Here is a 22,640-nt window from a genome sequence, read left to right as displayed (position 1 = left end):
CCGCGTCGACTGTATCTCCGGGTACGAGATCTCCCGATCCGGACGACGCGGCATCATGCGGGATGGCGGGGAAAAATCTCATTGCCTTTTCCCAATGAGCCCGTATATTGGTCTCCCTGCGGGCCGGGAAACCGGGCTGCAGACTCAGATCTGAAAATGCCGAAGTGGTGAAACTGGTAGACACGCTGTGTTCAGGGCGCAGTGCCTGTACGGGCGTGTGGGTTCAAATCCCACCTTCGGCATTTTTTTATGCCCGATTTCCCGCCGCGTCCTGTCGATTCGTTGACATTTCCCTCCCAATTTCGTTCCTTGATTGCTGTGGGGAACGTATCGGGCCCATAGGCGGGAGGTTTCTTATGTTCCAGTTGAAAGTCGACTCGACCCGCAATTGCCTCCATACGGTCACTCGTGTGCGGATTCAGCCTGTACTTCTCTTGCTGTTGTTCTTGCTCCTGCCGTTGCTGAGTTCGCTGTCCTGTATCAGCCGGCCGGAGTACTTCCTCAGTCAGGGCGCTGGGTATCGGTGGCAGGGCAAATGTCGCAACGCGATGGAGATGTACAACAAAGCGCTTCGGGAAAACCCTGAATATGCCGACGCCTACAATGCCCGGGCCGATTGTTATCGTGAACTGGGAATCTACGACTCGGCCCTGATAGACTACCGTTCGGCGATTCGCTATGACTCTACCAGCAGCTGGGCCTACCTGGGCTGCGGGATCGTTCACGAGCTGCGGCAGGAGTACCCGTCAGCGGTGGGGGCCTACAGCAAAGCCTATACTATCGATACCACCAAGGTGGCGCCACTGGAGCGGCTCACGCGCTCCCTCTATCTGATGAAATCGTTCGACAGCGCCCTGTCGGTGGCCACGTTGCTAGTGACGCGAAATCCCAATTTCCCCGGCTACCACTTTAACCGGGCGGTGGTGCTGATGGACATGCGGCGGACCGATGAAGCACTGGCCGATCTGGACGACGTGGAAGCCGGGTTACACGATCTGACCGTGAAGGGTAATGAGGTCAGTGACATCTGGTTCGCCTGGGTGCATCATGCCCGGGCACGAATATATCATACCATCGGCGACAGAGCCAGGGAGCGGGCGGCCCTGGAAATGACGGTACAGTGTTCCGAAAGCCTGGCGTGCGATAGTATTGCCGGGCTGGATTCCATCCGCGCGGTGCTCGACAACTGGTCCGATGACTCGGACTCGCTTCGCGCCAACTGAACAAATATCAGTTTCTATCAATTTCAACACCAATCACACGCAAAGGAGGCAGCTATGCCCGACGAAAACGAATGCCTTCGCGACGAAAACGGGAATATCCGCCGCACAGCCGACGGCACGCCGCTGTATTACGAATACTTCACCTGCGACGTCGATTACAGCGACTTCGACGAGAAGTACGGCTCGCGCAGCGACCGGGAAGTATTCGAGGAAATGCTCGATATCGGCCTCGACATCCCCGAGGACATACTCCTCGACCACGGCTTCCGGAAGGTCAACGGCTCCTGGACCTGCGTCGGATAGGACCGGCGGTGTCTTGGTCCTTGGTTCGTACGTAACTTCTCCCGCCGCTTGCTCATTTCACTTCATCGGATTCCACCTACACCATTTCCCTGACCGCGCCGACAAATGAGTACATGGGAAATCGCAACAGCGGCGCAAGCCGCGCGAAACGGGAGGATTCATGATCCAGGTCCATCGACTCTGCAAACTGGTGCTCATACTTGCGGTTGTCCAGATTGGCGGAAGAGCCGCGAACGGCGATCCCAACCTCCTGGTTACTCAGGCCAATGAGCTCGGTCGGTCCGGAGATTGCCGCAGAGCGCTTGTTCTGTACGACCAGGCGATTCGCGAGGCGCCGACCTATCCAAACGCCTACTTCAACCGCGGCGTCTGCTACAACGAACTGGGAGAAGTTGATTCGGCTTTTCTGGACTATTCTCGGGCTATAGAACGCGACCCGGGATTCTTTCCCGCGCGGTACAATCGGGGTCGTATCCTGGCAGAGAGGAAACAGTGGGAAGATGCCGCAAACGACTTTGAGAGAGCGTTTCTCAGTGAGCCGACCTTTCTGCCCGCCTTGGGCGAACTGGCGCACGCGCTGTTCCGGCTCAATGAAATGGACAGCGCGCTGGTCGTCATGAACGCGTTGATCGAACGCGATCCGAGCAATCCGTACCATTTCAACAACCGAGGAGAGATCTACAAGATCCTGGGTCGATTCGATGAGGCGCTCATTGACTACAATACCGCACTGACAATCGACCCGACCGCCGCCGAGATTTACCACAGCCTGGCGCAGTTGTGTGTCAAGACCGGCGACAGCGACGGCGAACTCCGCTACCTTGAATTGTTCCTTCAGTATGCCAACCCCTACACCGATCCCCGAGTTGACTCAGTCAAGGCAGCGCTCGCCCATCGGGCCAAGTGACGGCAATCGTTCCCCGGCGGCTCGGCTGTCGACCCGGCAGCCAAGCGGACGCTGGATATAGGGCGGGTATGACGCGCACCGCCGGGGGTTTGGTGCCCGCACAAACTGCATCGCAACTCGTCAAATATCCTCTTGCCGAATCTCGGGCGGCTCCACTATATTCCCCGGCTCGTTCGCAAATCGGATATCGTGGGGCCAGATAGTCCAATCCTGCCCCGGCGGCACATGAGATGCGCCGGGACGTCACCCGAGTGAAAGACGGAGTATGTTTAGACCGGAAATCGTCCATTCGCTTAAGTCTTACGACAAGGCTCACTTCATGCACGACGTGTTTGCCGGCGTCACGGTCGGGTTCGTCGCCCTGCCGCTGGCCATGGCCTTTGCGATCGCCAGCGGCCTTCCTCCGGAACGCGGGCTGTTCACCGCGATTGTCGCCGGTTTCCTCATCTCGGCGTTGGGCGGATCGAAAGTGCAGATCGGTGGGCCGACCGGCGCATTTATTGTCATCGTGGCGGGGATAGCCTCCACTCACGGTTACGTAGGCCTCGTCTGGTCGATGCTGCTGGCCGGGGGCCTTCTGATTGCGCTCGGACTGGCGCGCATGGGCGCCCTGATTAAATTCATCCCGCTTCCGGTCGTGACCGGCTTCACCTCCGGTATCGCCGTAGTGATTTTCTCGACTCAGATCAAGGACCTCCTCGGACTCCGCATGGAGGAAGTGCCGGTCGAATTTGTTGACAAATGGGTCGAATACCTCGTCTACTTCAGGACGATCGACCCCGCCACGGCCGCCGTTGGTATCGGCACCATTGCCGTCATCGTGCTGGTGCGACGGATGGCTCCACGGCTCCCGTCCATGCTAATCGCCATGGTCGTCGCAACTGCGGCCGTCGCCCTCTTCAAACTCGACGTGGAAACCATTGGAGGGCGCTTCGGCGAATTGCCGCGTGCCCTGCCGAGTCCCTCGTTGGTGCCCCTCTCCTTTACCCAGATCCAGGCGCTGGTGCCGGCGGCGTTTACCGTCGGGATACTGGCCGCCATCGAATCGTTGCTGTCGGCGACCGTCGCCGATGGTATGATCGGCAGCAAACACAAACCGAACGTGGAACTGGTGGCACAGGGTGTCGCCAACATCGGAGCGGCGTTTCTCGGTGGAATCCCCGCCACCGGAGCCATCGCACGGACCGCCACCAACGTCAAAAGCGGTGCCCGTACCCCGGTTGCCGGCATCATCCATGCGATCACGCTGGCCGCGCTGCTTTTCCTGGCCGCGCCGCTGGCGGCCGGAATACCGTTGGCCGCGCTCGCCGGTATCCTCGTCCTGGTGAGCTACAACATGAGCGAAATCGAGCATTTCCGCAGCCTGCTGCGGGCCCCGCGCAGCGACGTCATGGTGCTGCTGTCAACGTTTGCGCTCACGATACTGGTCGACCTCACCGTTGCCGTCGAAGTCGGAATCGTTTTGGCGGCTTTGCTGTTCATCCGGCGGATGAGTGAAGTTTCCAATGTCGGAATCATCACGAGGGAGTTACGGGGCGATGAGGACGAGTCAGCCGACCCGAACTCGATAGAGACCCGCGACGTTCCGCCCGGAGTTGAAGTATTCGAGATCCAGGGCCCGTTCTTCTTCGGCGCGGCCGAGCGCTTCCAGGAGATCATCCGCCGCATCGAAAAGCCCGTCCCGGTCGTGATCCTCCGCCTGCGCGACGTGCCGGCCATCGACGCCACCGGCCTTCACGTCCTGCGGACGTTTCACCAGCAGTGCCGTCGCGACGGCGCCGTGCTGATTCTGTCGGGCGTGCACGCGCAGCCGCTGTTTGCGCTGCAGCGAAGCGGACTCTGGGATGAAATTGGCAGCGACAATATTCTGGGAAATATCGACGACTCTCTGAACGTCGCGCGCAGGCATCTCGGATTACCGGCCGTCTCACGGCCCGTCCCGTTTGTGCCTACCGTACGACGCGAGGCAGGGAATACCGACAGCGCTGCATCACCGGACCTATAGTCATAGTCTGTGCGGCCTATCGGACACGGCGGATAAAAGAATGTGATACCCGAAGACCGGGTCGGGACCCATATTGTCCTGTGCCGCGTGGTGCGAGCGCGGTGTCCCAACGCAGTGCTCCAATCGAGAGGATATCATATGGCGCAATCCACACGACGTGACAAGTCGGCGGCCGTCTCATCAGGGCAGGTCGTCGGGCTGTTGCTCTCCATGGTCGATCAGGCGTTCAACCGAAAAGCCTGGCACGGAACCAACTTCCGAGGGTCGCTCATGCGTGTCTCCGCCGAACAGGCGGCCTGGCGCCCCGGCGCCGGACGACACAATATCTGGGAGATTGTCGTCCATGTCGCCTACTACAAATATGTCCTCTGGCGACGGATCACCGGCGAGAAGCGCGGCGCGTTCCCCTACAGCGCGGAAAAAACGTGGGGGGACTGGTTCGCCCGCCCCGACCGGATCTCCGATGCCGCCTGGAAAAGCGATCTCGCGCTCCTGAAAGAATACCATGACAAACTGCGCGAAGTGGTTGCGAATTCGGACCCGTCGATTGACCACAAAACCTGGGCCAAAACGGAGTACCGGGTAATCGGCGCGGCGTACCACGACATCTATCATGCGGGGCAGATTCAATTGCTGAAACGGATGTACCACGCCCGGAAAAAGTGACACACCGGCGCTCGGCGCCTGAGTTCCCGAAGTCGACTTACTCTGCCTCCGGCAGCCTGTCGTACTTGCTGTGCTTACTTGGTGCCGGCAGCCGTGTCCTTCTTGTTGTTCTTCCGAGTCGCCACCCAGTAAACAAACATCGCCAGCCCGCTGAACGGCACAAGTGCCCACAGGTTGTTCTCGGCGAGCGATCCCATCCAGTGAGACTTGTCAAACGCCGCGTTCCAATCCATGATATAGAAAATGGCCTGCGTCAGTCCGGCAATTGCGCCGCCCGCGATCAGACCGCTGGCCAGCAGCACTCCCGGCGAAAACTCGGCCTCCGTACCACCGTTGTCTTTGCGCCGCCGATCCACCAGCTTGCGGATAATGCCGCCGACAAAGATAGGTGTCGAAGTCGAGATCGGCAGGTACAGACCGACCGCGAACGGCAGCGATGACACGCCGACCAGTTCCATGATCAGCGCCAGTGATATGCCGATCAAAACCAGCGCCCACGGCAGCTTGTGCGTCAATATACCGTCTATAATCAGGCTGAACAATCGCGCCTTGGGCGCGTCGTACTTGGTCACGGTCGACAGTCGGTGCGTGATCGCACCGGTGGAATCGACGAGGTAGCGCCCCGGCGCTATGCCGTTCAGCTCGTTCTCGAGCTGGAGTACACGCTGCGGACCGTCCACCGTCAACATGGTGGGCGTGGACTCAGGAAGCACCCCGGCGTTGTACCCGGCATACGGCTCGCCCGAAACGCGGCTGAGACGGAACAGGTCGGTCCCGCAGACGCCCGGATCGATGAGATACACGATCTTACCGTCGTCGTTCACCAGGTACCGTCCGGTCGGCACCGAGCCGGTCTTCTCCGGAATCGAAATCTGGCGATAGACAGCGCCGTCGTATTCGACTTCAGGCGCATTCGCCGGAACCTCTGCAGTGTAATCCGGGTAGTTGCGCGCCGAGTAGGTAGTCATCGCCTGATTCAACGACAACAACGTCCACCCGATCACGATCGCGCTCGTGATCACACCCACCAGGATACCGAGCTGCTGCCTCGATGGTGTAGCGCCCACGAGAAATCCCGTTTTGAGATCCTGTGAAATGGTGCCGCCGTTCGAAGCCGCCACGCAAACGAGCGCCGCCGTGGTCAACGCCATCACCCGATAGCTTGTCCCGGTCCAGCCGACCGCGAGAAAGAGCAGGCAGGTCACCAGCAACGTGGCGACCGTCATCCCCGAAATGGGATTCGACGATGATCCTATCTCACCGGTGATGCGGCTCGACACGGTCACAAAGAAGAACCCGAAAAGGATGATCAGCACGGCCGATGTGAAGTTTATATCGAGAATCGGTGCCAGCCAGATGGAGAGAATCAGGGCGATACAGCCGCCGATCACGTAGACCAGGGAAATATCACGCTCGGTGCGAGCGACCACCGGCTGCTGGTTGCGTCGAGTCGCGGCCAGCGATGCCATGCCCCGTTTGAACGCGCCGATGATTGACGGAATGGAACGAATCAAACTGATAATACCGCCCGTGGCGACCGCCCCGGCGCCGATATAGAGCACGTACGCGTTACGTATTGCGCCGGGGCTCATGTCCTTGATAAGCGCCTCCGTCTCAGGAAACATCGGGCTGCCCAGCTGCTCCCCGAACGCCTTTATCAGCGGAATAATCACGATAAACGCCAGCGCGCCGCCTGCCATCATATTGGCCGCTGTGCGAATACCGATGATATAGCCGACTCCAAGCATGGTCGGGGCGACCTCGGCGGATATCGACGCGCCTTTGAAAAAACTCAGCGACCAGTCCGATGTCTCTTTCCACAGGCGGGTAATCAGGTTGAGAAAGCCGAAAGCAAACCCGACACCCGCGCCGGTGAAGACGGTTTTGGCCGATGTTCCGCCTTTGTCCCCCGCTATGAGCACTTCGGCGCATGCCGTTCCCTCAGGATACGTCAGCTTGCCGTGTTCCTGAACGATCAAGCCCTGCCGGAGCGGAATCATCATCAGGACCCCAAGCGTTCCGCCGAGCAGTGCGACCAGCAGAATGCGCGCAAACTCCAGATCCTGACCCATCAAAAGCAGAGACGGAAGCGTAAAGACTACCCCGGCGGCAATGGATTCGCCGGCTGACCCCACCGTCTGCACCATGTTGTTCTCGAGAATGGTGGCTTTCCCTAAGGCGCGCAGAATCGTAATCGACAGCACGGCGATAGGAATCGAGGCCGACACCGTTAAACCCACTTTGAGTCCCAGGTACACTGACGATGCCGCGAATGCGATACCCAGGATCGAGCCGAGGATCAGCCCCTTGATCGTCATCTCGGCCATGCTCGCCTGAGGAGAGACGTAAGGAGTGAAGTGCCTTTCCGGTTTCATAGTGCTCTGCTCCTATTGGATTGAGGAACGCTTCCGTGAATAATAGGCCAAGTTCCGAAAGATTGCCTGATTTTGCAACTAGTGAATTCACTTCGGTGAGGACGAGTCAGTGGATTCATTCCAGCTCGCCGCCGACAAAGCTCGTGCTTGCCTTCGCCGCCACCGGTCTCTATCTTGTTGTCAGTGAAGGGGGTCTTTTAGGGTCATGCATTTTCCATGTTCCGCCTGTGGTAAGACTATCAGTACAGACGCCGGTGCCGGCGCACTCGTGCATTGCCGTTTATGCGGCGCCATGAATACGGTGCCGGACTCAACGCCGGAAACCGAGACTACCCGAAACGCCGAACCCGTCGGTGGCGCGGTCGACATCGATCGTGTCGATGAAATCCTCTCTTACGGCGAATCAAAAAAACCCTGGCGCAATCTCTCTTTCCTGCTCATTTCCCTGTTTCTCTTCGTCACCCTCGGTCTGATGCAGTCGCAGTGGGGATTCCTGTTCACGATCGTTATTGTGATATTCGTTCACGAACTCGGTCATCTGCTCGCCATGAAAGCCGTCGGGTACCGCGATGTCCGCATCTTTTTTGTACCGCTTTTCGGCGGCGCCGCCTCCGGCGAACATCACAACCCCGGCCCGCTGCGCCGCGCGTTTGTATCGTTGGCCGGCCCGCTGCCGGGTATCGTTATCGGCGTGCTGCTGGCGCGGCTCTATTTCGCCGGAGCCGATCCCGTTACGCTTACCGCCGCACGCGTCTTTCTCTTCGTCAACGCCTTCAACCTTCTCCCGTTTTATCCGCTCGATGGCGGGAGAGTCCTCGAGGCCGTCCTGTTCACCCGGAACCACTTGCTGGAAGTCACTTTCAAAGTGGTTGCCGGGCTCGCACTGGGCGTGATGGCCTTTTCGATGAAATCTGTGCTGCTCGCGCTGTTGGCGGCGTGGGTACTGGTGACCGTGCCGGCGGTCTACCGTAAAGGAGTTCTTGCGCGCGATCTTCGAAAACTCCCCAACTTGCCGACCACCTCTTCCGATTTCCGCATTCCCCGACCATTCCTTGAAGCGGTTATTCCGCGCCTTGCCGAACACCTCGGTCCGCATGCCCAGAACCCAGGTGTCGTAGCAGCCCAGGTCCGGGACTTGTGGCACCGTACCGTGCAGCAGCCCGCCGGTGCCGGCTCCACGTTTGGAATCATCGCGTTTTATGTCCTTTCTTTCGTGCTGTCCGTCTTGCTGGCAGTTGGCGTCGAAATGAGGGTTCAGGGTACCATTTAGCCCCCTGATCAAGCGAGTCCTGTTCAGACGTATCGCATTGTAATACAACGTCTTTCCAACAAACACCTTCTCTCTCTCCGCACAACCCGTTTCTCCGACATATGACAAAAACTGACAGCCCGTCACCCTCAATTCCGAGTCTTCGCGACAGCCGAATCCTCTTGCCACGTGAAGAGTTAAGGCTCCTCTGCCGATCATTAAGGGAAACCAGAATGTCTCAGAGGGACGATGCTGAGAGCCGTTTTCGCGCTAGCCGCCGCATTACTCGTGGCTGGGGGAGGGTACGCCACGACATATTACGTCTCGCCATCAGGGAGTGACGCTTCCGACGGCCTGACTGTAGGGGGCGCGTGGCTCAGTCTCGACCGCGGCGACCGCATGGGGATTCTCGTCCCCGGCGACACCGTCTTCATGCTCCCCGGCACATACTACCCGACTGCGACCATGACTCTCTCGACATCCGGCACTCTCGCCAGTCCGATTACCTACCTGGGAAGCGAGCTCGGATCTGCAATTATCAATGGCAGTAACCACGCCTTTATCGGACTTCAGATCACCGCAAGCTACATAGTCTTGCGGAGCGTTCAGGTGACCAACTACGACGCCACGGCCGTGCTCGTCGATGGCAGCTCGAATCTCATCCGGGACTGCTATTTCCATCACGTGCAGACTGAGGGCATCCTCGTCGACGGGAGCGGCAATACGCTGTTCGGCAACCTGGTTACCCATACGGGAAGTGCAGGCATTCGATTTATTGCACTGGGTACTTCGCCGCGAATATATAACAACACCGTGTTTGGCTGCACCGGTTACGGCATTTCCCTCCACTCCAACATCGCAGACGGCAGGATCATCAACAATATCGCAGTAAAGAACCTCGGTGGTATAAGCGCCAAGGTCGAGAATACCGCTGCCTTCAATCTGACCTGGTCGAATACGGAAGGAAACTACACCGGGGGCGTTGTGGATTCTGCCGGAGGCGTTGTCGTCGATCCGCTCTTTGTCGATACGGCTGCCGGCGACTTTACGCTTCAAAGCGGGTCACCCGCTATCAACGCCGGACTTGATCTCGGATTTCCCTACAAGGGTTCGGCGCCGGATCTGGGTGCATTTGAGTACAACCAGCCCAATGAGGCGCCCGTGGTCGCCGAGCTGCCCGACACGTCCGTCTACGAAAACCAGTTACTCACGATCGACGTTACTGCCGCCGATCCGGAAAACGACGTCCTCGTCCTGACAGCGGAGGATCTGCCGGACAACGCCACCTTCTCGGACCACGGTGACCGTACGGGTTTGCTTGAGTTCACCCCCGATTTCACTCAGGCCGGCGAATACGAGATCCTGATCATCGCCTCCGACGGTGAGCTGTCCGACACCGCTGAGTTGGAAGTTGATGTCGAAAACACGAACAGGCCCCCGGTCCTGACCCCCATCGGCGCTCAGTCGGTTGAAGAAGGGCAGACGCTGAACCTGGAAATCTCCGCGGCCGATCCCGATGGTGAAACACCTGAACTGATCCTTCAGTCCGCCCCGGTCGGTGCATCGTTTACCGACGACGGCGATGGCACCGGGACGTTTTCGTTTACCCCGAGCTACACTCAGGAAGGTACATACGACATCACCGTCATGGCGGCCGACGGGGACCTCAGTGACACTGAACTCGTGACCATCACCGTATTGCCCGCCCCGATCTCCTCAATCGCGATCGAGCCGGACAGCGCGGTCATCGAAATCCTTGATTCCATCCAGTTCACTGCTGCCGGCTACGACGCCGGCGGCTACTTCGTACATGATCTCACCGATTCGGTCGTTTGGGCAACCGATGATCCCACCGGCAGCATAAGCTCACTTGGCCTCTACCTCGCCGGAACAGACGTCTCGCCGCCCAACTACCGGGTCACCGCCACCTACAGCGGTCTTGCGGACACGGCCTCAGTGCGTGTGATCTCCGATGGCGCGCTGCATCACGTACACGTGGAGTGGCTCGACGGCACCCCGGTCGGCAACACAATTGCCACTACGGACAACGACGGGATGACAGTGTACTGTCGGGGTTACGACATCGCCGATGTCCTGCTGGGCGATATCGTCGTGACGTGGTCGTGGTCCGGCGGCGGGGTGATCGGTTCGCTGACACCCGTCAGCGGCACCTCTTCGTCGCTGACGCTGACCACGCCCGGAAGCGATGCCGTCGTCGCCACCTATAGCGCCGCGATTGCGGATACGTCCGGGTTGCTGACCGTCGCTGCCGGCCTCCCCACACAGCTTGATGTCTCGCCGTATACTGCTACCGTTTCGGTTGACAGCAGCATCGATTTCAGCGCCGTATCTCGCGACGCCGACGGCAACGTCTCCGATCCACAAATCGTGCCGCAATGGACGGTTCTTGACGGCATCGGAAACATGGATGCCGTCGGCGTGTTCAGCCCTACCACCGTCGGCAGCGGATACATTGTAGCTTCGAGCGGCGGCGAGGGCACACCCATTTGCCCGACCGATCTCGTCCACTACTGGCCGCTCAACAAGACAACCGGGCCGCCCTACCCGGATATCGACGAAGGCGACGACGCGACCTGCGTTGACTGTCCCGCCTCGATCGCGGGCCTCGTGGGCATGTCGCTGGACTTCGACGGCGATACTCCCGGAGAGTATCTGACGGCTCCAAGCGCCGATGGTCTGACTGCGGCCTTGACCGTTATGGCGTGGATCCGCCCCGATAACATCGCCCTTCTTCGCGATCGGGGGATTGTCGGGCGCAGCAGCGCGTTCGCTCTTGAAATTGACGCACTCTCCAACGGGATTCGCTTTACGACAACCGACGGCAGCGACGTTCATAGCTTTGCTCCGAACTCATTGTCCAATTCCATCTCCGCACTCACGTGGACTCACGTAGCGGCGACGTTCGACGGCTCGACCGTCGCGCTTTACATAAATGGACAACTGATTGACTCAGATCCGGCGCAGGTCTCCGTACTCGGCGGAGGCACACAACCCTACACCATCGGCTGGACGTCGGGAAGCCGTTACTTCGACGGCCGGATAGACGAGGTGGCGATTTTCGATCGTGCTCTCACGACGTTCCAGATCCAGCAGCACTACGACCGGGGTACCGATCACGATCCCCTCTGCGAGACGGTCGTCCTCGGAATCTCGGATACGTCGGGCGTCATTCAGGTGATACCCGGTGCACTTGCATCCATCGAACTCAGCCCCGATTCCGCGCTGGTTTCCGCAGATTCCACACTGCAATACACGGTTGAAGGATTTGATGTGTACGGCAACCTGCGCGACCCGGGGACAATCTCGTATTCCCTGACCGGACCCGTCGGCCAGATTGACGCTTCGGGATTATTCACCGCATCGGTCGTCGGCACCGCCCGTGCCGTCGCCGAATCCGATCTCGGTCCGACCGATACGACCGCGTCTCTGGAAGTGGTTCCCGGCGGACTGCAGCGACTCGAAATCGCACCGCCAAGCATCGCCGTGCGCATCGGCGATACCGTGCAATTCACCATTACCGGTTACGATGCTGATTCGAATGCAACCGATGTCGGTTCCATCGACTGGCGTGCGCTCGGCCGCGTGGGAACAATCAACGATTCCGGTCTGTTCGTCGCAACCTCGGCCGGAAAGGGGAAGGTGGCCGCCGTCAGCAGCCTCGCCGGAGTTGCCGACACCAGCGACTTCGTCGACGTCGACGAAATCGTGGTTTCGGCCATAGCACTGGGCAGTTCCTACGTCAGACCGGGGGAGATACGTGCGCCGCTACTGTCGCTGTCATTTCACAACTACTTCGCCGACGACAGAGCGATTACCGGACTGATGGTCCGCGATGCCACCCGGGGTCCGGGTTCCGCTGCCGAGCGGCTGACCAATATCGATTCGGTCGCAGTCTATCTGGATTCGGACAGTGATTCGCTCCTGACTCCCGCCGACAGCCTGTTGGATTGGGCGGCGTACAGCAGCACCCCGGCGTCGTTTGCTTTCGCTCCACTCGTGATACCGTCGGACTCTCAGATCGTACTGCTGGTCGGCGGCGCAGTGAATCTGTTCTCCCGCGACTCCGATTCGTTGGATTTGTACTGCAGCCGGGTGGACATAACGACCGCCGATGCGACGGTCCCGGCCGGCCCGGACTCCCTGAATTCGCTGGGCGTATCGATTGTCGATGGTCTGGTAGCGGCTCAACTGCGCTTCTCGCCGACGAGCATCGACAGTCTGGAACCGTCGGCTGACATCTATCACGTCATGACCGTAGACATTCCGCGAAACGGCTATCAGGCGGATACCCTGCAAATGTTCAGCCTCGCTTCGCTCGGAACGTCCGGACCGAACGATTTTGACTCCCTGTCGCTCTTCCTCGAAGAGGTAAACGCGACGTGGGACGAAGCGGCAAGCGAGCACTACGTCGGCCGGATGTACTTCACCGGAGACCGGTGGACGGTCACCGGCTTGAACGTGCCGCTGGTAGACCCCAACACGCGGTTCTATGTTGGTGCGTCGGTGGCCGCCTTCCCGACCAATGGAGCGACACTGATTCCGTATGTCCCGGTCAACGGCATTCAGGTTGTCTCCGGCAACGACGGACCGGTTGATCTCCCCACGGCGGCGATCGACACCTTCGCCATCACCACATTCGAGGCCCTCTCCGTGATCGCAATACCGGTCGCCGGCGGTGAGCTGATTCCCGGACAAGAAAGCGACGCGATGCTGGCCGCACGCATAACCAACACGTATTCCAGCGCCGTTGTCGTCGACAGCGTGGAGTTTGCGCTCGCTGCCGTCGATCACGACGGCGCCACACAGGATCAGCTTGACAGCCAGATCGACAGTGTCTTCCTCTTCATCACGAGATCGGCCGACAACAGCAGCGTGCTTGACTCACTCGTGGCGACCGCCACCCTCACCAACGGCGTCGTCAAATTCGCCACCGGGGGCCTGACAATTGCGGGCAACGGCGGCGCGTTGACCGTCGCCCTGAGCGCCGCCATCAGTCTTCGAAATGCCAAAAACGGCAACACCATTGGATTCATGTTCGAGGACGGTGGACACATCTGGTGCACACCGGGCGTGGCAGTTGCCGGGACGTTCCCCATTACGAACAGCAAGACCTTTACCGTTAACGCGTTCCCGGCCGCGGCCGTCATTGTCAACACGCTTGCAGGCCGCAGCCTCTTCGGGGGCCAGGTCGACCAAATGGTCCTCGATTTCGAACTGCCGCGCAACGGCTATGATACCGACGCTCTCTATCAGGTGCGCGTCATAAACCGAGGCACCGTTGACGAAATAGTTGCGCTCGATAATATGAAACTGTGGGCCGACAACGGTTCCGGCACGTTTTCCGCAGCAAGCGTTTTGGTCGGACAGTTCACTTTCGATGGGCTTTCCTGGGCGCTGTCCGCCGGGTTGTATCCGCTGCTGACGCCCACGACGCGGTTCTACATTACCGTGAGCGTTGCTGCCGACAACCGCGAGGGTGGCACGCTCGATCTGGAGATTCCGCACGGGCTGATCGGCTATATCTCGGGTACGGTAGGACCGGACGACGAGGGAATTGCCAACCCACACACGCACCTCATCTTCCAATCCAATCGCGTCACGGCGATCGCCCTGCCCGATCCCGGATCGGTCGTCGCGCCGGGACAGAATGCCGTCTCCCTGCTCACCCTGGCGTTGTACAACGGCTACGTCGGAAGGGCGCAGACCCTGCGATCGGTCAGCCTGAGCAATCGCACGGTCAGCTGGTCGGATCAGGACTTTGCCGATTCCGAACTCGGGCAGGTGCGGCTCTACTTCGACAATAACCGGAACCGTATTTTCGACGGCGACACGCTGGTGTCCACCGGCTCATTCAAGAGCGGTGCGCTTGACCTGACCGGTATCGACATACCGTTGCCGCCGGAATCGTTGTCCTATTTCTTTGCGATCGCGGACGTGCCGCTGAACGCCATTGATGGCGACAGCCTGGCCGTGTCGGTCGACAACACCGCCGATCTTGCCTTTGCGGTGCCGGTCACTATTAACGGTGACTTTCCGCTGCAAAGCGGAGGATTCCGAACGGTTGATGGCTCCGTACGGGCGCAGTATCACGCGCCCCTGATTGAGGCTCGTTCACTTCGGCCCGGTGATACGCTCGTGCCGGTGTTTGCGATGACACCCGCAGTAAACGGCGACCAGCCGGATGTTCTGGAATCTCTCGTCGTAGAAAACCTGCAATCGGCCGCCGATACCGACTTCGACCGCCTGACGCTGTGGCTCGACACGAATGCGGACAGCGCCTGGCAGGCCGGTGATTCCCTGCTCGGTACGCTGGTTGGAAGCAGTGGGTCATGGAGCCTCGGCTCGATCGATCTGCCGGTCAGCGCTCCCGCCCCGGTGCTCTTTGTCCTGTGTGATGTCTCGCTGACGGCGACACCCGGAGCCGCCCTGAAGTTGTCCGTGCCGGTCAACGGGTGCACGTACGAGTCGGCCAACGACGGCCCGCGTGACGAGGCGCTGATTACCGACAACACCTTTGTGGTGTCGACCTCCGGTTTGCGAATCAGCAACGTCCCGGTCAATTCCTCGTACTCCGTGGGGCAGACGATCGCTATCGCTACCACGGTCACCAACGTGTTGAACCTGCCGATGGACAGCGTCTTCGGCATTTGCACCGTCAATGGGCCCGCCGCTCTGGACAGCGCATTTTCGGGACCGGTACCGCTCGGGATCGACGAGCAGGTAACCTTCACATTCTTCTATACGGCACAGGCGCCCGGCGCCGCTTCATGGGAACTGAGTGCGTACGAGCCGACCATCCCGGATTCTTCCGCGGTCGTTCGGACAGCCGAAACTGCACTGCAGGCGCCGGCATACGATGTACCACTGCACTTCATTAACTCGACTCCCACCGCGGTGACAAAGGGGCAGACCAACGTCTTCCCGCTGAGTATTGAAATAACGCACCCGGATTCCAGTGATACGACCGCCGCCGTGGAGCTCGCCGGTCTCACGATCTCCGTCACCGACGCATCAGGACAGCCGCAGGACGCCTCCGATGCTTTCTCGCGCATGGTGCTGTCTAGTGGGTACACGACGCTTTCGGCGATTGAAGTCGTACCCGCGCAGTCCGCTGTCACATTCACCTTCACCCAGCCTATCGTAGTTGTGCCGGGAGACTCGAGACTGCTCTCACTGCTCGTGGATATCAGCGATTCCGCCACCGCCCATGACTTCGCGCTTCGCCTCGACAGCCCGTCCTCCGTGCCGGTCGCCGATCACAATACCGAGCTGCCGGTGACACTGTCACCGACGCTGACTTTCCCCATCAGCACCGCTTCATGTCGGATCGACGAGCCGTCGGAGCAGATGGCGGTGTCGTACCGCTCGCTTGCCCCCGCCACTGTCAATTTCGGTCAGGACGGGGTCGCATTGCTGCAAGTGCATCTGCGCCATCCCGGGGCCCTGTCCAGTTCACAGATACAGTTGACCGCGCTGACGGTGTCGTTTGTCGATGAAACGCTCCAGGAGATTCCCGCGTCCGAAATCTGTACGCGACTGAGCATCGTCCGCAATCAAACGGTCATCGGCGAAGCGAGCGGCCTGGCGCTCGACAGTGCCGTCGTGTCCGTCATACTGGTGTCGCCCGTGACCGTAAGCCCCGGAGAGCTTGATTCGATTCGATTGGTGATCGATGCCGCCGCCGACGCGCCCGCCATTGATTTCGCCATGCACATCAGCGACAGCACGCGGTTTGTGGTCCGGGACCTCAGCTCCGGTGCCCCGCTCACGGCGGTGTCCGATGATGCGCCGCTGGCGACCGCCGTTTCCGGCTTCCCGATTCTGTCGAGCCTCGCGTCGTTCCGCCAGGCTGCTGTCGCGCCGCAGGCCTGCCTGACACCGGCGGCCTACGGCTCGGTGATCGCTGGCAGCGACTCGATTGCACTTCTGGGATTGACCATTCACTACGCCGCGGGGGACATGTACTCGCCGCAGCAGTTGACCGGGGTGACCGTTCGCATTACTGACTCGCTCGACACACCGCTTGATCCCGCCAGTCTGTTCGATCGCGTCGGATTGTCAACGCTTCCCGGTACCGTCGCATACATGCCCACGTTCCAGCAGTCAGGCGATTACACGCTGTTCGCCTTCCCCGATGGCGCAGTGACGATCAATCCCGGCGACAGCCTGCAGGTGGCGCTGATCGCCGATATCGAGAGCGACACGCCGGTCGAACATCTGGTCATCCGGTTGCACGACGAAGCCGACGTGATCCTGCATGATGTCAGCGACACCAGCAGCCACACGGGTGTGGTCGTGTCCCCCGGCTGTGGCGAGTCTATTCCTTATGTGTCTCCCGCAATTCGAATCCTGCAGCCAGCCGGGCGACCTGTTCTCGCGACCCAGACCGGAACGGCCAGGCTGGTTCCGAGAGGGCAGGTCCAGGTCCCGTTGTACACGGCGACACTCACCTACGACGGCTCGACCCCCCAGGGAGACCTGTTGCTGCACGCGGTCTGTGGGCGGTTGATGTCGCGCGATGGCGCCGGCTTTCACGAAGTGCCCGCCGTCGAATTGCTGAACGCGGTGCATCTGAATATAGACGGCGACCGTGTCGCCACTGACTCGATTCTCAGCGGCGACTCGCTCATGCTTGCTGTCCCCGGCGGGTATACGATCGCACAGGGTGCCGATGTGGACATCGTGCTGTTGGGTGATATTCGCCCCGATGCCCCGCTGGGCAACTTCGCCGTCCAGCTTGCTGATTCCAACGCCGTCTCGCTGGCCGATCAGAATCTCGCGACCACCATCTACCCGCTGCTGGTGCAAGCAGCCTATCCGTTGCTTGGCGCCGAGATTTCCGTGACCGCCGGTGGGCTCGAAGAATCCTTTACGAACTATCCCAATCCCTTTAATGCGGCGTCCGGCGAGGAAACAACAATCGGCTTCGTCCTCCCCGAGGCCGCCTATGTCGACATCGAATTGTTCACCATCACGGGCGCCAAGGTTCTCGATATAACAAGGGATGACTACCGCGTCGCCGGCGCGTATTCACAGGATCGCTGGGACGGTCGCAACGACGCCGGGCTCGACGTCGTTCCCGGAACATACTTCTGCCGCATAACGGCCCGCTACGTATCGGGCGGCACGGAATCGGTCCGTCGAAAGGTGGCGATACTGCGATGAGACCGATGTGTGCATACCTGCTGCTGGTCGGACTTGCCGTCGGTACGCCGGCATATGCGTCCGATGACGCCGGGACCGAATCCCCCTTCGGGTTCGGCGCCGGTGCGCGCGATCTGGCTCTCGGTGGATCGGCGATCGCCCTCTCCGACTTTGCGACAGCCCCGTTCTGGAATCCGTCACGTCTGAGCCGTGCCGAGCAGTACAGCGTCGCCGGCTTTCACTCGCAGTTGTACGAGAGCGATGTCGCCTACCAGTATCTGGGCGCGGTTGTCCCGACGCTGGACTTTGGTACGCTCGGCATCGGTGTTTTTCGCCTTGGCATCGACGGCATCGAGAAAAGAGACGCGGCGAATGCCTATCTCGGTGATTTCGACGACACCCGTCTGGGGTTCTTTGTGGCCTACGGCAGAATGCTGTCGGGGTACGATGTCGGCGCGACGCTGAGTATGGAACACCACTCCATTGACTCGTACAGCGCCACCACATCGCCCGGCGTCAGTCTGGCCCTCGGCCGACGTTTCGAATCACCGCTCGCATGGCTGCATCATGTCAGTGCGGTGATCAGCGGGCGCAATGTGGTCAGGCCCGCCATGGACCTCGCGGAGGTGACCACCCGCTACCCGTTCACCATCGACGTCGGTGTCGCGGCCGCCCTCAGCCCGGGATCGTTCTGGGACCACGAACTGACTATATCGGCGACCTTGAGCAAGGTCGACCGGGTCGAAGCCGCGTTTGCGCTCGGCATCGAATACAGTCTCGCCGACCTCCTGCATCTCCGTTCGGGCGTGCGCGACAGCCGCCTTTCGTTCGGTATCGGTCTCACCTATCGCCTGATCCGCTTCGACTACGCGCTGGTGGATCGCGACATGGGTGAATTGCACATGTTCACGCTGACCACGTCGTTCGGACGCACCATGACCGAACGGCGAAACGACCGCCGCGAACGCCGCGAGGCCGAGTTTAATTCCCTTATGAACGAGCGTCTGGTTGGTCGCAACCGCGAGGCAGTCATAGCTCTGGTCGAACAGGGCCGGGTGGCCCTCGAATCGGGGATGCTCGAAGACGCCGCTGATCTGTTCGACCGCGCCCGCTTCATGGCGGTGACCAGCCAGGTGGATACCACCGACATCATCCGGTTCGCGACCGAAGCGCGTGAGAAACTTGACGAATCGCGCCGGGCGGTGCGCTACAGTCAGTACCTGGACTCGGCGCAAATGGAACTGGCGGCCATGGATTATCTGGCCGCGCGATATTTCGCCGGCCGCGCCTTGACCGAAGTACCTGCCTCCGAGCAGGCGCAGAGCCTCCTCCGACAGGCCAACGACGCCATCTCGCGGTCGGCCGCCCAGGATGAGTTGATCCGCCAGCGTCTCTGGACCGTCGACTCACTGCTCAGTTACGGTCAGGTGGACCAGGCGGTCGCCGTGGTGCGGCTGCTAGATCAGTATTCGGAGTCCCATGAGGCCGTCAGGCGTGCTCAGCGACGGGTCGAGTTCGAACGCTACCGCGAGACCGCAACAACCGCCTTCGGCCGCGGAGAATATTCCATCGCGCTCAACGCGCTCGAGTCCGCGATCGAACTGTTCCCGGGTCACCAGTGGTGTCTGGACCTCAAGAGCCGCATCGATCGGGAGATGAAGAGAGCAGGCCAGCGCCCCGCGACGCCCACCGCCCCGGCGGCGGCCGCGCCGCTCAGCGCCGAAATCCTTCGTGAGGTCGAGGCCGCCTATCGGTCCGCTCAGCAGGCCTTCCAGCAGGGTGACCTCGAATCCGCCATCGCCCAATGGGAAACCGTCGATCGGCTGGCGCCCGGTTACCAGTCTGTCCGCGACTACCTCGTTAACGCGTACAAGTTTGTCGGCGTGGAACGCTATGGCAAAAACCAACTGCGCGAAGCAGTTGCGATTTGGCGAAAGGCAGCCGCCCTGGCGCCCGATAACAAAGAAATAGCCGGGTATATCGAACGGACTGAAAACGAGATCAGGAAACTCGAAGAATTGTCCTATGACGACTGACGAAAAACGGTCGCTTGCCGACGGATGGCCTGAGGAATCGCAGTTCCGGCGATCGATCCTCTGGGAGTTCGCCCTCTATATCTGCGGCGTGATTCTCGTCCTCATGACCACGACCGGCTATATCATCACTGACCAGTATGTCGACACCGTCACCAGAACGGTCGCCGAAAAACTGCTGGTACAGGCGCGGTCGTATTCGCGGACGGCAGGGAAAAGCATCCTCGCCGCCAACGGTCCCGACGCTCTCATGCTCAACAACATCTGCAAGCGGCTGTCAACGGATAACCCCGATATCTTCTGGGCGGGGATCGCCGGCAACGACGGGCAGTTTCTTGCCCACACCGATATCGCCCGTGTCGTGGCACAGGACCGGCTGGAGCCGATTCCCGCAGGCGTCCAGTTCGCCGATCTCCGGCCGGGCGAACAGTCCCGAATCAGCGGCGATACCGTCCGCATCGCCATACCCATCCTCGAGAACGACATTGTGGTCGGTACCCTGGCCGTGGCGTCGTCGGCCGGCCAGATCACGCAGGCGCGGCGGAGGTCGATCGTCGCGGTAGCCTCGATTACCGTCGTGATGATGCTGGCGGGAATTCCGATCACCCTGTGGACCCTGCACCGGAAGCTGCGCCCGGTCCGGTCGATCACGGATAGCCTGAAACGAATAGATTTCGATAACATCGTGCTCGATATCCCGCTTCGCGCCCGAAACGAGTTTGGCTATCTCGCCGAAACGCTGCGCGTCATGGGCGACCGCCTCAATCGCGCCCAGAAAGAACTGATCGAGCAGGATCGTATCGCCCGTGAAATGGAAATCGCCCGCGAGATCCAGAACAATATCCTCCCGCAGGAGTACCCCAAACACTCCCGGTTTGAATTCTGCGGCGCCTACCGAAGCGCCCGCGAGGTCGGCGGCGACTACTACGATTTTATCGAATTCGATGACCATCGGCTCGGACTGCTGGTGGCCGACGTATCCGGGAAATCGCTCCCCGGTATGCTGGTCATGTTGCTGACTCGCGACATGGTCCGCAAAATAACCCGCGGTGTCCATCGACCGGATCAGGTGCTCAGCGAAGTCAATCGCGAGCTTGGTTCGAACATCAAGCGGGGTATGTTTGTCACGATGTTCTTTGGGCTGCTCGACAGCCGGTCCGGTCGTTTTCAATTCGCCTCTGCCGGCCACAACCCGCTGATCGTGATGAACACCGCCAGCGGAAGGATTCGCCTCTTCAAAACCAAAGGCTACCCGCTCGGGATGATGCCCCCCGATCAGTTTGAAAAACGTATCGAATTGTCGGAGCTGACCCTCGAGTCCGGCGACTGGATTATCCAGTACACCGATGGCATAAACGAGGCACAGAACGAGTCCCGCGAAGAGTTCGGCATGGAACGGTTCACGGCGTTGATCAGCGAACTGCGGCATCATCAGCCGCACGATTTCGCCGGCCAGGTACTCCGACGCCACCAGCAGTTTGTCGGTGCAGCGCCCCAATACGACGATATCACGCTGCTCGCCATGAAGTGGGGCGGTGTTTCGACCGATACAATACATAAGCAGACAGAGGTCCTGACCCGTGCTGACTGACGCGAAAAACATCGTCACCATTAAACTACCCGATGAACTGTCGCGCCGCAACGTGGAGGCGTTTCAGGGAAGGCTCGATTCCGCCCTCCGCGACGCCCCCTCGGAAATCATCATCGATTGCGCGTCGCTGATCCACGTGACGTCGAAAGATATCGCCATGCTGTGGCAGGCACACGAGCAATGCGCCGCATCGGGCGTGACCATTCGGCTCGTGTCGATGTCGCAGTTTCTGGTGCGGGTGTTGAAAACGCTCGACCTCTACGAGTATTTCAAGCGCGACGAGGATCAGGAACGGCTTGCCCTGACGGCAATCGTGCAGCCACCTGACTGTGCCGGCGCCGAGACCATGGTCAACCTCTTCGCCGCCTGCGAGGAAGGTATCGAGACCTTCCTGAGTGCATTCTTGGGATACCTCGGGCGGCTGGCGCTGCCCGAACTCAAAGAGCTGGAACTCCGGACGATCTTCTACGAAATCGCGACCAATATATGTGCGCACAGCGGCCTGGATGAAAACAGCCCCGTTGCCTTCTCCGCGTCGTCCCGAAACGGCACGATGACGCTGACGTTTGCCGACATGGGGCTGGAATTCGATCCGACGGCACACAAACACGCCCATAACATGCGCGAGGCGGCGAACGCGCGGCGAACGCACGGCTTCGGAATAACGATGTTTCATCGACTCGCTGACTCCGTGCGCTATGAACGTCGCGATGGCTGCGTGAATGTGCTGATAGTCGAAAAGCGGTGGGGTGTCTGATGGCTTCGTCAAAATCGCTTCGTGAAGAGATCATCCGCGACGACACGATCGTCATCACCACCGGCGCAACCCTTGACAACAACAACGCGCACGAGATGGTAGATGCTATACTTTCGGCTCAAGATCGAGGGTTCAAAAATATCATCATCGATATGCAGGCCCTGCAGTTCTTGTCGTCCGCCGGAGTCGGTTCCATTCTGGGTACGGTGGAGGCATCGCGGGAGGCCGGAGGAGATATTGTCCTGTGCCACGTCTCTCCGAACATACTGCACGTCTTCAGCGTCCTCGACCTGGCCGAGTTTCTGACTATCCGACCGACACGCGAGCAGGCGCTGGCAGCGAAGTAACAACAGGGATATCCGGCTT

At 60.1% G+C, this 22,640-nt stretch carries 12 protein-coding genes and 1 tRNA gene; 12 read left to right on the top strand and 1 reads right to left on the bottom strand.

From position 1 onward, the window contains the following. Nucleotides 1-158: 158 nt before the first annotated feature. From RBT76_01865 to RBT76_01840, 6 genes are all read left to right on the top strand, one after another. Nucleotides 159-242 (top strand) — tRNA-Leu (locus tag RBT76_01865). A gap of 114 nt (nucleotides 243-356) precedes the next feature. Continuing rightward, nucleotides 357-1,223 (top strand): tetratricopeptide repeat protein, encoded by an 867-nt coding sequence (locus RBT76_01860; GenBank protein ID MDX9856515.1) that lies wholly within the window; start codon nucleotides 357-359, stop codon nucleotides 1,221-1,223. A 54-nt stretch (nucleotides 1,224-1,277) separates the two neighbouring features. After that, complete coding sequence (locus tag RBT76_01855) at nucleotides 1,278-1,526, top strand: hypothetical protein (protein MDX9856514.1); 249 nt, start codon at nucleotides 1,278-1,280, stop codon at nucleotides 1,524-1,526. A 160-nt stretch (nucleotides 1,527-1,686) separates the two neighbouring features. Further along, complete coding sequence (locus tag RBT76_01850; protein ID MDX9856513.1) at nucleotides 1,687-2,433, top strand: tetratricopeptide repeat protein; 747 nt, start codon at nucleotides 1,687-1,689, stop codon at nucleotides 2,431-2,433. Between the two features lie 265 nt (nucleotides 2,434-2,698). Beyond that, nucleotides 2,699-4,438, top strand: coding sequence for a sulfate permease (sulP, locus tag RBT76_01845; protein MDX9856512.1), 1,740 nt, complete (start codon nucleotides 2,699-2,701; stop codon nucleotides 4,436-4,438). Between the two features lie 138 nt (nucleotides 4,439-4,576). Then, nucleotides 4,577-5,104 (top strand): DinB family protein, encoded by a 528-nt coding sequence (locus tag RBT76_01840; protein MDX9856511.1) that lies wholly within the window; start codon nucleotides 4,577-4,579, stop codon nucleotides 5,102-5,104. Between the two features lie 74 nt (nucleotides 5,105-5,178). Here RBT76_01840 and RBT76_01835 read toward each other — a convergent pair whose 3' ends face one another. Further along, nucleotides 5,179-7,479 carry an oligopeptide transporter, OPT family gene (locus RBT76_01835; protein ID MDX9856510.1) on the bottom strand — a complete coding sequence of 767 codons (2,301 nt, stop codon included), beginning with the start codon at nucleotides 7,477-7,479 and terminating at the stop codon, nucleotides 5,179-5,181. 292 nt (nucleotides 7,480-7,771) lie between these two features. Between RBT76_01835 and RBT76_01830 the strand changes: the two genes are divergently transcribed. The 6 genes from RBT76_01830 (at nucleotide 7,772) to RBT76_01805 (ending at nucleotide 22,621) form a co-directional block, all read left to right on the top strand. After that, nucleotides 7,772-8,749, top strand: a complete 978-nt coding sequence (locus tag RBT76_01830; GenBank protein MDX9856509.1) for a site-2 protease family protein — start codon at nucleotides 7,772-7,774, stop codon at nucleotides 8,747-8,749. A 228-nt stretch (nucleotides 8,750-8,977) separates the two neighbouring features. Beyond that, nucleotides 8,978-17,914 (top strand): LamG-like jellyroll fold domain-containing protein, encoded by an 8,937-nt coding sequence (locus tag RBT76_01825; GenBank protein MDX9856508.1) that lies wholly within the window; start codon nucleotides 8,978-8,980, stop codon nucleotides 17,912-17,914. Then, complete coding sequence (locus RBT76_01820) at nucleotides 17,911-19,929, top strand: hypothetical protein (protein ID MDX9856507.1); 2,019 nt, start codon at nucleotides 17,911-17,913, stop codon at nucleotides 19,927-19,929. Before RBT76_01825 ends, RBT76_01820 begins: the two co-directional genes overlap by 4 nt. After that, nucleotides 19,919-21,517 (top strand): PP2C family protein-serine/threonine phosphatase, encoded by a 1,599-nt coding sequence (locus RBT76_01815; GenBank protein ID MDX9856506.1) that lies wholly within the window; start codon nucleotides 19,919-19,921, stop codon nucleotides 21,515-21,517. The genes RBT76_01820 and RBT76_01815 overlap by 11 nt, the downstream gene beginning before the upstream one ends. After that, entirely contained in the window at nucleotides 21,507-22,274 is a 768-nt protein-coding gene (locus RBT76_01810; protein MDX9856505.1) for an ATP-binding protein, read from the top strand. The genes RBT76_01815 and RBT76_01810 overlap by 11 nt, the downstream gene beginning before the upstream one ends. Then, nucleotides 22,274-22,621 carry an STAS domain-containing protein gene (locus RBT76_01805; GenBank protein ID MDX9856504.1) on the top strand — a complete coding sequence of 116 codons (348 nt, stop codon included), beginning with the start codon at nucleotides 22,274-22,276 and terminating at the stop codon, nucleotides 22,619-22,621. The genes RBT76_01810 and RBT76_01805 overlap by 1 nt, the downstream gene beginning before the upstream one ends. Nucleotides 22,622-22,640: the final 19 nt, after the last annotated feature.

The sequence above is a fragment of the Candidatus Zixiibacteriota bacterium genome, from assembly GCA_034003725.1.
In the GTDB taxonomy this organism is placed as follows: Bacteria; Zixibacteria; MSB-5A5; order GN15; family FEB-12; genus WJMS01.
The sequence above is the reverse complement of the archived record's forward strand: the minus strand, read 5'-3'. Positions and strand labels throughout refer to the sequence as shown.